12 protein-coding genes are annotated in these 13,069 nt (G+C 49.3%); all 12 read right to left on the bottom strand.

The genetic code is table 11. The features are described from left to right. Window positions 1-74: 74 nt before the first annotated feature. Window positions 75-311 carry a hypothetical protein gene (locus OC443_RS02425; RefSeq protein WP_073580057.1) on the bottom strand — a complete coding sequence of 79 codons (237 nt, stop codon included), beginning with the start codon at window positions 309-311 and terminating at the stop codon, window positions 75-77. Window positions 312-384: 73 nt separating this feature from the next. Beyond that, the gene (locus tag OC443_RS02420) at window positions 385-1,305 is read right to left on the bottom strand and encodes a LysR family transcriptional regulator (RefSeq protein ID WP_073580038.1); all 921 of its coding nucleotides are present in this window, start codon (window positions 1,303-1,305) and stop codon (window positions 385-387) included. Then, the gene (locus OC443_RS02415) at window positions 1,305-2,321 is read right to left on the bottom strand and encodes an ABC transporter ATP-binding protein (RefSeq protein ID WP_073580037.1); all 1,017 of its coding nucleotides are present in this window, start codon (window positions 2,319-2,321) and stop codon (window positions 1,305-1,307) included. Before OC443_RS02415 ends, OC443_RS02420 begins: the two co-directional genes overlap by 1 nt. Continuing rightward, complete coding sequence (locus OC443_RS02410) at window positions 2,305-3,312, bottom strand: ABC transporter ATP-binding protein (RefSeq protein ID WP_073580036.1); 1,008 nt, start codon at window positions 3,310-3,312, stop codon at window positions 2,305-2,307. The genes OC443_RS02415 and OC443_RS02410 overlap by 17 nt, the downstream gene beginning before the upstream one ends. A 3-nt stretch (window positions 3,313-3,315) precedes the next feature. Beyond that, window positions 3,316-4,242 carry an ABC transporter permease gene (locus OC443_RS02405; RefSeq protein ID WP_073580035.1) on the bottom strand — a complete coding sequence of 309 codons (927 nt, stop codon included), beginning with the start codon at window positions 4,240-4,242 and terminating at the stop codon, window positions 3,316-3,318. Further along, on the bottom strand, window positions 4,242-5,222 hold the full coding sequence (locus tag OC443_RS02400; RefSeq protein WP_073580034.1) for an ABC transporter permease: 981 nt from the start codon (window positions 5,220-5,222) through the stop codon (window positions 4,242-4,244). Before OC443_RS02400 ends, OC443_RS02405 begins: the two co-directional genes overlap by 1 nt. After that, complete coding sequence (locus OC443_RS02395) at window positions 5,222-6,817, bottom strand: ABC transporter substrate-binding protein (RefSeq protein WP_073580056.1); 1,596 nt, start codon at window positions 6,815-6,817, stop codon at window positions 5,222-5,224. The genes OC443_RS02400 and OC443_RS02395 overlap by 1 nt, the downstream gene beginning before the upstream one ends. 246 nt (window positions 6,818-7,063) lie before the next feature. Beyond that, a complete protein-coding gene (locus OC443_RS02390) occupies window positions 7,064-8,056 on the bottom strand; it encodes a peptide ABC transporter ATP-binding protein (protein ID WP_073580033.1) in 993 nt (330 codons plus the stop codon). After that, window positions 8,053-9,021, bottom strand: coding sequence for a dipeptide ABC transporter ATP-binding protein (gene dppD / locus OC443_RS02385; protein ID WP_073580032.1), 969 nt, complete (start codon window positions 9,019-9,021; stop codon window positions 8,053-8,055). Before dppD ends, OC443_RS02390 begins: the two co-directional genes overlap by 4 nt. Before the next feature lie 9 nt (window positions 9,022-9,030). After that, complete coding sequence (gene dppC / locus OC443_RS02380) at window positions 9,031-9,933, bottom strand: dipeptide ABC transporter permease DppC (protein ID WP_073580031.1); 903 nt, start codon at window positions 9,931-9,933, stop codon at window positions 9,031-9,033. Between the two features lie 10 nt (window positions 9,934-9,943). Beyond that, window positions 9,944-10,954 (bottom strand): ABC transporter permease subunit, encoded by a 1,011-nt coding sequence (locus tag OC443_RS02375; RefSeq protein ID WP_073580030.1) that lies wholly within the window; start codon window positions 10,952-10,954, stop codon window positions 9,944-9,946. Between the two features lie 169 nt (window positions 10,955-11,123). Then, the gene (locus OC443_RS02370; protein ID WP_073580029.1) at window positions 11,124-12,719 is read right to left on the bottom strand and encodes an ABC transporter substrate-binding protein; all 1,596 of its coding nucleotides are present in this window, start codon (window positions 12,717-12,719) and stop codon (window positions 11,124-11,126) included. Window positions 12,720-13,069: the final 350 nt, after the last annotated feature.

Here is a 13,069-nt window from a genome sequence, read left to right as displayed (position 1 = left end):
TAGATTAACCAAGCTCCGTAATAACAAGAAAGAATAGATAAGTATGTTTTATAACTTTTTGGAAGTAAGGCAGGTTAAATTTCAAAATTATCAACCTTCACATGCTTAAATCCGACTTCCATAGCAGACCTTGAGGCCAAATCATAATCCGTGTAATAACACTCTTCCCCATGGGAATCCGTCAGAAGAATAAAGCCTCCCTGAATATGGCGGAATTCGACAATCCACTGTCCTTCATCTGAATAAGGCTCGACAATGGCTTCCACTAATTGATGCTCTCTGAACAACACTTTTAACTCATCAATCGTCATCACAGACCTCATTTGCTCCGGTTGATAGTGAATGCTGCACTGATCAAGTTTATACCATTTTGTTAAAAAATGGTTAAATCCGGTGAAATGCATCTCTGATTTGACTCCAGAAATGCCGGAGATGAGAACTGCTACTTGCTTTACGCCGGTACAGGCGGATTTCTAAAGGCACATCCCAATGGCTGTCACCCGCCCTGACCAGCAGGGACTGAGAATTCCGCAGCAACTTCATCGGCAACCAGCCAACACCGTAACCTTCACAGATCATGGCCTGAACACTGGCAGAATGCAGACTGGAAGTAATCACTTTCAGCTGAGCAATATCATGCTGCCTTTTCAGATGATGTGTCAGTGCCAGGTTCAGCGACGCATGTTCATCATAAGCAATATAAGGTAAAGGGTCTGAAGTTCTCCCCGGCAAGGCATAAAGTGGGGTCTGTTCACCGGAAGCAACAGAGAAAGGCACCAGCAACTCTTGTGTCAGCGTGATTGATTCAAAATTCTCATCATCCAGCGCCTCCAGGTATTCAATTGCCGGATGCCAGTAACAGAGCAACAGATCAGCCTCATTCGCCGTCATTGCATTGATGAAATCATTACCGACCCAGGCACTCGATCTCATGTTCACGTCCAGCTTCATCCCGAGCTCCTGACAGAAAGGTTCGAATTCATCGCGGTAGAAACTCAGGAACAGCGCCTGACTGGTCACAAAACGAATCTGTGACTGCGACTGCTCATGAATTTCAAGACAACGGATTTTCGTCTCCCGTAACTGGCGGGTAATTGTTTCTGCACACACAAGAAAGATTTCACCTTCCGGTGTCAGTGACAACGGTAGTGTATTGCGGTCCACCAGCGTCACTTTCATCTCTTCTTCCAGCAGCTTAATCCGCCTGCTGAACGTTGGCTGGGTAACATTCTGTTCATCCGCAGCCCGTGAAAAGTGCCTGGTCCGGGCTAAAGCGATAAAATCTTCTAACCAGCGTATTTCCATCAGCTTCGCCCCTCTCCGACAGCATGACAGGCAACTTCACTGCCATCCGGCTGAATCTGCATGACCGGGATTTCTTCATAGCAACGCTGGTTAGCAATCGGACATCGCTGGCAGAAAATGCATCCTTCCGGAATATCAAACGTGGTAGGCACTTCACCTTTTAACAGCGTTGGCTGAAGCTGCAAATTATCAAGGCGGGGAATAGAAGAAAGCAACGCTTTGGTATAAGGGTGTTTGGGCGTTGTAAATAAAGTCGCCCGATCGGCGATTTCACAAACCCGGCCCAGGTACATCACCACCACCCGCGTCGCAAAATGTTCAACCACGGCTAAATCATGGGTAATGAATAAATAAGTCAGCTGATGGGTTTGCTGTTTTTCGATCATCAGGTTCAGTACCTGCGCCTGTACAGACACATCCAGCGCAGAAAGAGGTTCATCGGCAATGATCAGTTCAGGCTCAACAGACAAAGCCCGTGCCAGAGAAATACGCTGATGCTGACCACCGGAAAATTCATGAGGATAACGGTTCTCCGCATCCGGTCCCAGCCCGACAGAATCCAGCAGGTCGCGTATTCTTTCATCCTGATCATCTGGGTTCAGGTGCGGCAGATGAATGGACAAGGCTTCCTGAAGCATTTGATATACCGTCATTTTCGGATTCAGCGACGCATACGGATTTTGAAAAATCATCTGCATCTTCTTACGGTATTTCATCCGCTGACGATCATTTAAGTGATCAATCCGGGCATCACGATAATAAATCTCTCCGGCCGTTGCTGATAAGAGCCCGATAATTGTCCGGGCCAGAGTTGACTTTCCACAACCGGACTCTCCAACCACACACAAGCGCTCCCCGGCAAACACAGAAAAAGAGACCCCATTCAGTGCATGCACTAAAATATCCCGTGAGAATCCGGTTCGTTTTGCTCTGAAGACTTCACCCCATCCCTGACGCAGCAGGAATAGCTTCTCCAGTTGGTTGATCCGAATCAGCTCATCAGATATCGGTGCCATGATCAACCTCACTATCAGCATTAACGGTCTGTATTCGCTCAACCACAAAACATGCGGTCGCCGAAACCCCGGTATAGAAAAAATCAGGCGTTAAATACCGGCATTCAGGCAACGCATAAGGACAACGGGGATGAAACGCACACCCCGATGGCCGGGCCGTTAGCGATGGCATGTTGCCGCTGATCTGATTCAATGGCTGACCAGGCAACGCCATTTGCGGCAACGCGTTTATCAGCCCCTGTGTATATGGGTGCTGCGGATCATTAATAATTCCCAGCGTCGGCCCCTGCTCCACAATTTTCCCGGCATACATCACCAGCGTACGTTCACAGATCCGGGAGATCACACCGAAATCATGGCTGATAAACAGCAGAGCGACCTGATGCTGTTCACAAATTTCCTTCAGCAAATGCAGTATCTCTGCCTGCAAAGTCACGTCCAGCGCCGTTGTCGGTTCGTCGGCAATAATCAACTCAGGCTTTAATAATAAGACAATCGCAATAATCACCCGCTGGCGCATCCCGCCGGATAACTGGTGCGGATACTGATAAAAACACTGCTCCGGAGTCCGGATCCGGACCTGATGTAAAGTATCAATCGCTTGCTGCCGTGCCTGATGAAACGAAATTTTGCTATGGCTCCGAATGGCTTCGACCATCTGATCACCAATGGTCAGCACCGGATTAAGCGACATCATCATATCCTGAAAAATCATCGCAATCCGGTGTCCGCGGATCTTCCGCCACTCTCTGCGGGACAAAGACCTCAGTTCCTGATCTCCAAAGCGAACAGAACCACAGGCAATGTATCCCTGTTCCGGCAATAAATTAGCAATCGCATAGCCAAGCACTGATTTTCCGGCCCCGGATTCACCCACCACAGCAACCCGTTCCCCGGGCTGAATAGAAAATGAAATATCGAATAGCGCCGTCAAATCCTGATGGTGTTGTTTGAACCTGACCGACAGATGACCGACACTCAGCAGACTCATCAATTAATACCTCTCCAGCCGGGGATTCATATGAATCCTGAACCAGTCACCCAGCAAATTCATTACAAAGATCAACACAATCAGTGCAATACTGGGGAAAAAGCATATCCACCAGGCACCGGCAAACAGATAACTCACTCCGGAGGAGATCAGCGCACCTAATGACGGCTGAGTCGGCGGCATTCCTAAGCCGAGAAAGGACAACGCAGCTTCAGCAACAATCGCATTCGCAATCTGAATTGTCAGAATCACCAGCACCGAAGACAAACTGTTCGGCAGAATGTGCCGGAACATAATCCGGATCTGGCTGACACCAAGCACTCTGGCCGCATCAACATATTCTTTCTCTTTCTCCGCTAAGACGCTTGCCCGGACCGTCCGGGCAAAGACCGGCCATTCAGCAAGACCAATCACTAAAATCAGCATCAGCATGGCCAGCTGCTGATAAGCCGCACTGCCAAACGCAGCCTGGAACAAGGCCAGCACAATAATCGCGACCATCATGGTTGAAAATGACAACTGAATATCCGCACAACGCATCAAAAAACTATCCAGCCTGCCACCGATATAACCGGAAATCAGTCCAATCGTAATACCAGCGATCATCTGTATCAGGACGGCACAAACACCAATTGTCAGGGAAAGCCGGGTCCCATACAAAATCACAGTAATCAGATCCCGCCCCTGCGTGTCCGTTCCCAGCCAGAAACGGGCATCCCCGCTCACCCAGTAAGGCGGGATTTCTGCATTCATCAAATCCATAAAGTCATTGCCGGCGGTATCGTAAGGCGCCAGTAAAGGTGCCAGCAACGCAATCAGCGTATAGAAGATAAAAATTGCCAGCGCCAACAATGTCAGCTTATCGCCGCGCAATGCGATCAGCAGATGCTGAAACCGTCTTTGACCTGTGGGGTGAAAGTCAATCATCATCAGACTCCATAGCCCGGAATGCGAACCCGTGGATTCACCAAGCCATAAATTAAATCAACGAGGGTATTGAGCAGGACAAAACCACACCCGACAACCACCAGATAAGCCGCAATCAATGGCGTATCGACCCGGGTAATCGCCTCCATGAACAAGCGGCCCATGCCCGGCCACTGGAAAATAGTCTCCGTTACAATAGTATACGCAACCAGTGTCCCTGTCTGAATCCCGCCAATGGTAATCACAGGCAGCATCGTGTTTTTCAGTGCGTGAATAAAATAAATCCGGACAGAAGAAAGCCCCTTCGAGCGGGCAAAGCGGATATAGTCACTGTGCAGCACATCAATCATTTCTGCACAAATCAGCCGGATGAACATGGGGATCAGAACAAAAGCAATCGAAACTGCCGGTAAGATCAGATGCTTCAGCCCATCCGTCGTCATCATGCCGGATTGCCAGAACCCGAACAGCTCTACTGTATCCCCGCGGCCAAAACTGGGTAACCAGCGTAGTTCAACGGAAAAAAACCACACCAGCACAATACCGAAGATAAATATCGGAATGGATAGACCCAGCGTACTGAAAAACATAATCATCCGGGCAAAGGGATGACGCGGGCGAATGGCCGCGATGACACCGAATGGCGTCGCAATCAAAGCGACCAGAATTAAAGCGCAGACAGATAATTCTACCGTCGCCGGTAACTTACTGAAAATAACGTTAAGCGTCGGTTCTTTATAATAATATGAAGTCCCCAGATCACCCTGAACTGCTCTGGATAAAAAATGCCGGTATTGTGTGAACAGAGGCTGGTCAAGTCCCAGCTCCGCTTTTAATTCAGCCCGTGTTTCAAGGCTGACATTATTGCCGAGCATCTGCCGGACAGGATCGCCCAGTTGCCCCTGAACAAGAAAGCTGACAAGCGTAATCGTTAATAACACACCACAAGCCTGAATCAGCCGTCTGAAAATAAATCTCAGCATTATTTCGTTACACCACCTGATACCTGACCGGAGTGACCCTGAGGGTCAACCACTAAATCCCCCAGATAAGGATAGTTCTGAACATTCAGCACCTCCTCAAGTTTGACACCTTTTCTGACCGCCCATAAAATTCGCTGCCAGTGCAAAGGCACCACCGGTACATCTTTTTCTACCATCTGTTCAATACTTTGCAGAATCAGCGTCCGTTTTTCGCGATCCATTTCTTTCCCCGCCGCCTGAATCTGTCTGTCTGCCTCCGGGTTACAGTAACCAGAAACATTATAGGTGCCCAAACCCGTGCGCCCGTTCCGGCAGGCCACCATAAATTCGTAAATATTATTTGCATCCAGCGTATCTGACTGCCAGCCGACCATCATGATATCGGCAGCCTGCTGATCGTAGAGCTGAAAATACTGTGCTTTAGGCAGTGTTTTCAGATCAGCCTGAATATTAATTTTCTTCAGCATGGCAACCACAGCCTGAGCGATTTGCTCATCATTCATATAGCGGTTATTCGGTGCCATCAGTGACAGGCGAAATCCCTGTGCATACCCGGCCTGTTTCATCAGTTGCCGGGCCTGCTGTAAATCATATTCTGGCACCAAATCATCAAGATGTCCGGCAAACTGCGCAGCACTGAGCTGCCCGGCTGGCTGCCCCAGTCCGCGCAGAATCTTTTTCACGATCAGTCGCTGGTTAATAGCCAGACTAATCGCTTTGCGCACCCGGATATCACGTAACTCAGCCCGGCGCTGCTGATTCAGTTGCAGCATGATAATCCTGGTGCCGGGTAAGCTGATTAATTTGATTTCCGGCAATTGCCTGACCCTCGCCACATCCACCGATGCAACGGGCGTCATGACATCCACATCTCCGGTTAAAAGGGCAGCCAGACGGGTTGCATCCGAAGTTACCGGAATAATTTCGATGCGTTGTACATTACCGGGTGAGTGTTTATCCCAGTAATCCGGATTGCGGACAAACACCATTTTTTCTCCCCGGACCCGCTCCACCAGCTGATAAGGCCCGGTGCCGGAAGCATGCACAGACGCGAAAGAGCGCCCGAACTTCACAATCTCGTCTTTTCCCTGATAAAAGCGCTTATCAATGGTGAATACATAAGTCAGAACATGCAGCAGTAACGGAGAAGGATGCAGGGTATGAATATCAATCGTGTACGGGTCAGTCACGGTCACTGCACTGATATCACGAAACAACGCTTTAAAATCGGTCGATTGTTGTAAACGGCGGATTGTAAATGCCACATCATCCGCCCGGAAGGGGTGTCCGGTATGAAAAAAAACCCCGTGACGTAAAAACACCCGCAATGTCGTCGCATTTAACCATTGCCAGCTGGTTGCAAGACGAGGTTCAAAAGAACCATCCTGTCGCCAGCGAACCAGCGGGTCAAACACCATATGAGAGTATTGTAATGCACTTTCAGAAAGCTGCTCATGCGGGTCAAGAGACACCAGCTCAGCATCCATGGCAATTTTTAACTGAACCCCACCAGCTCCGGGATCCGGTGTAATTTGCCCGCAGATGCCGGACAGAGAAAAAAGAATACAGATACTAACCGCTATCCAGCGCCGCATAGTTTTCACATCCTTGTTCAAACAGTTGATCCGGAACATACGCACCAGTTCCTCCGGTTACGGGATCAGAGATACCCAAACAATCTGGAAATTCAGGTGTCTGAGTATCAACCTATTCAGCGAACCCATCATAATGGCTCTGATTGACTGATGCTTTATCAGCGAAGCAAAAGTGCGGGTAACCTCTCTGAATCTGCTCCCTGCTATTCACAGGTGACAAAATAATTTGTCACCTGTGCCAGAAGATCAACTGAGCGTGATCCGGTTTTCTTCAACGGCATGACAAGCCGTCAAATGCGCTTGAGCATCTGAACGCAGTTTAGGCGTCTCCTGCCGGCAGCGATCATTGGCATACTGGCAGCGCCCATGAAAAGCGCACCCCGAAGGCGGATTCAGCGGAGAAGGTAATTCACCCTGCAGCTTAATCCGTTGGCGACGTTTATCCGGTGCCAGTTGCGGCGTACTGGACAGCAGTGCCTGTGTATAGGGATGACGCGGGTTTTCAAACAGCTGCTGACAGGTGCCCTGTTCAACCACTTTCCCCAGATACATCACCATCACATCATCGGCAATGTGTTCAACAACCGATAAGTCATGGGAAATAAACACATAGCTCAGGCCAAATTCCTGTTGCAGATCCATCATCAGGTTCAACACCTGCGCCTGGACTGAAACATCCAGTGCTGAAACAGGTTCATCGGCTACGATGATCTGCGGGTCCAGCATCAGTCCGCGGGCGATAGCGATACGCTGGCGCTGACCACCGGAAAACATATGCGGATAACGATCATAATGTTCCCGTTTCAGGCCGACTTTTTCCATCATTTCAATCGCTTTCGCTTTGCGCTCTTCTTTGCTCATCTGCGTATTAATCACCAGCGGCTCTTCTAAAATTGCCCCGATTTTCTTACGCGGATTCAGCGACCCATACGGATTCTGGAAAATAATCTGAATTTTCTGGCGCAGCGCCTTATGGTCTGACTTCGACAACGCCAGCAGCTCTTCCCCATTGAACGCAAGGCTGCCTTCGGTCGGCGTTTCAATCATGGTGAGCATCCGGCCTAAAGTGGATTTTCCGCAACCAGATTCACCCACCACCGCCAGTGTTTTACCGTGCGCCAGTTCAAAGCTGATGCCATCCACGGCTTTCACCACGGCATCCGGTTTCAGCATGCCCTGCTTCACATGATAATGTTGCTTCAGGTTCGCAGCTTTTAAGATCACAGAATTCTGACTCATGCTGTCGGCCTCCCTTCAGAGTTCAGTGGCGTATGACATTTCACCTGAAGTTCAACAGGCCCAAGTGTTGGTGGTGCTTCCTGACGGCACCGCTCAGTCGCATACGGACAACGCGGGCTCAGCAAACAACCTTTTGGCCGGTCATACTGACCGGGAACCACGCCGGATAATGCATCCAGCCGGGTTTTGCCTGAAGCAGATTCAGGTAACGATGCCAGTAAAGCCTGAGTGTACGGATGCTTCGGTGCAGAAAACACTTCCGCAGCCGGGCCGGATTCAACAATCTGACCGGCATACATCACAATCACCCGGTGCGCAACTTCCGCAACCAGCGCCAGATCATGCGTGATCAGCACCAGCCCCATCTGTTTTTCCCGCTGCAACTCAACCAGCAGATCAATAATCTGTGCCTGAATCGTCACATCCAGCGCCGTCGTTGGTTCATCGGCAATCAGCAAGCGCGGATTACAGGCAATCGCCATCGCGATCATCACCCGCTGACTCATCCCGCCGGAAAGCTGATGCGGATAAGCTTTCAACCGGGATTCCGGTGCCGGAATCCCGACCATCGTCAATAACTCAATCGCCCGCTGGCGCAACGCTTTTTTCGTGCCGCCCTGATGAGTTTTCAGCGCTTCGATAATCTGATAACCAACTGTAAAACAAGGATTCAGACTGGTCATCGGATCCTGGAAAATCATCGCGATGTCATCACCAGTCAGTTGACGGCGACGCTTTTCAGACATCGATAACAGATCCTGACCATCAAAGGTCAGCTGATCCGCCGAGACTTTACCCGGATAATCAATCAGCCCCATCACAGACAGAGAACTGACACTTTTTCCGGAGCCGGATTCACCGACAATCCCCAGCACTTCGCCTTCTTCGACCTGATAACTGATATTGTCTACCGCCCGGAAATTTCCGAACGAGACGGAAAGGTTTTCTAATTTCAGTAATGCCATGATGCCTCCCTACTGCTTCAACTTAGGATCAAGCGCATCACGCAAACCATCACCCATCAGGTTAAACGCCAGAACCGTGATTAAAATCATCAGTCCCGGGAAGGTCACGACCCACCATGCCCGTTGCACAAACTGAAGTGCATCCGCCAGCATGCTGCCCCATTCAGGAGTCGGCGGTTGTGCACCTAAACCAAGGAAGCCCAGAGCTGCCATATCCAGAATCGCAGAAGAGAAACCTAATGTGGCCTGAACAATCAGCGGTGCTAAACAGTTCGGCAGAATACAAATGAACATCAGCCGCATCGAACTGGCACCCAGCACCCGTGAAGAAGTCACATAATCGCGCGACATTTCAGCCAGGGTTGCAGCCCGGGTCAGCCGGACATAGTGCGGCAGGGAAACAACGGAAATCGCCAGTGCCGCATTGACGATACTCGGACCAAGCACGGCCACAATCGCAATCGCCAGTAACAGGCTTGGCATCGCCAGCATGATATCGACGATCCGCATAATTGCGGTATCAATCATGCCTTTGAAATAACCGGCCACCAGCCCCATTAAAATTCCGATCATTAAAGAAGCGGTCACGGCAACCACACCAACTGAAATGGATAACCGGGTGCCGTGAATCAGACGGGAAAGAATATCCCGGCCGACATCATCTGTACCCAGAACATAAGACCAGTTGCCACCATGCAGCCACGCCGGTGGCAACAGTAATGCATCACGCATCTGTGCAGACGGAGAATGTGGCGCCACCACATCAGCAAAAATAGCCAGCAGACAAATGAACACAATAAAGCAGAACCCGGCCAAAGCGCCGCGGTTACTGCTGAAATAAAACCAAAATTCCTGCAATGGTGTTCTTGGTGCCGGTGCAGCGCCGTTCACCTGAGTTGAATCAGTACTCATCACCTTCTCCTTAACGACTATGCCGGATACGCGGGTTCACAATGCCGTAAGCAATGTCCACCAGCAGATTCACGATAATGATCATGGTTGCCACAATCAGAATACCGCCCTGAACGACCGGATAATCGCGGCGACTAATCGACTCGATCAGCCACTTCCCAATGCCCGGCCAGGCAAAGACAGTTTCCGTCAGAATCGCACCTGACAGCAGAATTCCCACCTGCAACCCGATCACAGTAATCACCGGAATCAGTGCATTACGCAGTGCATGAATCACAATCACCCGCCACGGCGCAATCCCTTTGGAACGCGCGGTCCGGATATAATCTTCACTGAGCACTTCTAACATCGAGGAGCGGGTCATCCGGGCAATCACGGCCATTGGAATCGTACCAAGCACAATACCGGGCAGAATCAAATGCGACACCGCGGAAGTAAAGGCGCCTTCTTCTCCGGAGAGGAATGAATCAATCAACATAAATCCGGTCACATCATCGATCCAGTAACTGACATCGATACGCCCGGAAACCGGTGTCCAGCCTAAAGTGACGGAGAACACCAGCATGAGCAGCAATGCCCACCAGAAAATCGGCATTGAGTATCCCGTCAATGATACCGTCATGACGGAGTGGTCCAGTATCGTGCCCCGCTTCACCGCAGCAAATATCCCGGCGGGGAGCCCGACTAAAATAGCAAAGATTGCAGCGCAAAAAGCCAGCTCAACCGTTGCAGGAAACAGATTTAAAAATTCTCTCAGCACCGGCTCTTTGGTGACAAGTGAATGCCCTAAATCACCGTGCATAATACCTTCCACATAGCGGAAGTACTGAATATATAAGGGCTGGTCAAAGCCATACTGAGCACTCAGTTCTGCGTGGCGCTCAGCAGATACACCGCGTTCCCCGGCCATCACTTCGATGGGATCTCCCGGAATCAGGCGGATTAAAGTAAACGTCAGCAGCGTGATCCCGATAAAGGTTGGCACGACCAGACTCAACCGACGAAAAATAAACTGAAACATAAAAAGACAAGCTCTCTGATAATCATAATTGAGCGCGATAGTTCTGTGAGATAGTTCTGAGAAATAGTTTTGCGAAATAGTTCTGCGAAACAGCCCACTGCTATCGCGCAGCGCTCCGGTCTCTGCTTCCTGACACCGGAGCGCTGGTTCACATCAAACGCCGGAAATATTATTTTTCCAGGCTGACCTGATAGAAGTAATGACCACCAAGCGGATCGATTTTGTAGCCTTTCACTTCTTTGCGGATTGGCTCATAAACAACAGAGTGTGCGACCGTAATCCACGGTGCTTTCTCTTTAAACAGAACCTGAGCCTGTTTGTACAGCTTCGTCCGCTCTGCTTTATCTGATGTTCTTCTTGCTTTAATCAGCAGATCATCGAAATTTTTATTACACCACTGAGAACGGTTTGAACCACCCACCGCATCACAGCTGAGCAACACATACAGGAAGTTATCCGGATCACCGTTGTCTCCGGTCCAGCCCATCAGGAAGGTATCGTGTTCACCTTTTTTGGTCCGGGCCAGATATTCACCCCATTCGTAAGAAACAATATTGGCGTCGACGCCAACTTTCTTCCAGTCTTCCTGAATCACTTCCGCCATCCGGCGGGCATTCGGGTTATAAGGACGGGAAACCGGCATCGCCCAGATGTTGGTCTTAAAGCCGTCCGGATAACCGGCTTCTTTCAGCAGTTGTTTGGCTTTAACCGGATCGTATGGGTAATCCTGCACATCATTGGTGTAAGACCACATGGTTGGCGGGATTGGATTCTTCGCGATTTTACCTGCCCCCTGGAAGACGGCATCGATAATCGCCTGTTTATTGGTCGCAAGGCTCAGCGCCTGACGAACACGGTAATCTGTGAATGGTTTTTTCTGCGTATTAAAGCCAAGATACCCCACGTTCAGCCCTTCCTGAGAAAGCACTTTAATATTCTTGTCTTTCTTCATCTGGTCAAGATCAGCCGGATTCGGATAAGGGATCATGTCACATTCACCCGCTTTCAGTTTGGCATAACGTACCGATGCATCCGGCGTAATCGAGAACACCAGACGGTCAATTTTGGACTTACCGCGCCAGTAATCTTTAAAAGCAACATAACGAATCAGAGAGTCTTTCTGATACTGAACTTTGGTAAACGGCCCCGTACCAACCGGGTTAATATCCAGCTGTTCCGGTGTGCCTTTCTTCATCAGATAATCCGCTTGCTCTGCGGAGAAGATTGATGCGAAATCCATCCCCAAATCCGCAAGAAACGGCGCTTCCGGCTGGTTCAGGACAAATTTAACTGTGTAATCATCGACCTTAACGATATCTTTGATTAAAGAATCCATGCCCATGCCGGTGAAGTATTCATAAGAGCCACCGGAGACTTTATGGTAAGGATGATTTTTGTCCAGCTGACGCTTGAATGAGAAAACTACATCGTCCGCATTAAAATCACGGGTCGGTTTGAAAGTTTTATTCGACTGGAATTTCACGCCCTTACGCAGGTGGAATGTATATTCTTTACCATCAGCAGAAATGTCATAACTTTCTGCCAGCCCCGGTTCCAGCTCTGTCGTCCCCAGCTTAAATTCGACCAGACGGTTGAACATGGCTTTGGACGACGCATCAAAGGTTGTGCCTGACGTATAAAACGTCGGGTTAAACCCTTCCGGGCTGCCTTCAGAACAATAAACAAAAGTGGTTGCGGCCTGCGCCGAAGATAGTGCTCCCATCGCCATCAATGCGAGTGAAAGTGACGTTAACTTTTTTTTCATGTTAACTCTCCATTCAGATTCGTTGTGTGTGCAAGTATCGTTTTATTATGTTTGCCAGCTCTGTGTGGATAGACACAGTCACGAAAGAAAGGACGGGGGTTTCCGGGAGGAAAGATAGAAATATCCTGAAAACGTCTGTCTACTCATCCATGAGCATAGCGAATAAAGTCAGCCAGAAAGCTGACTTTCCTGAATAAAAGCGTATCGGAGAGAAGAGAAATAACCAATCGAAATAACGATATGTCTCATACGTATATTCAATAACTAACAAAAAACATTGTTATTTCATAAGGTTAAAAAAATGTAACATGTCAGAAAATGAGATGAACCTGAATATCTCTGAGTGCTGT

The sequence above is a fragment of the Vibrio quintilis genome (assembly GCF_024529975.1).
Lineage (GTDB): Bacteria > Pseudomonadota > Gammaproteobacteria > Enterobacterales > Vibrionaceae > Vibrio > Vibrio quintilis.
This window is presented reverse-complemented; position numbering and strand designations above follow the sequence as displayed.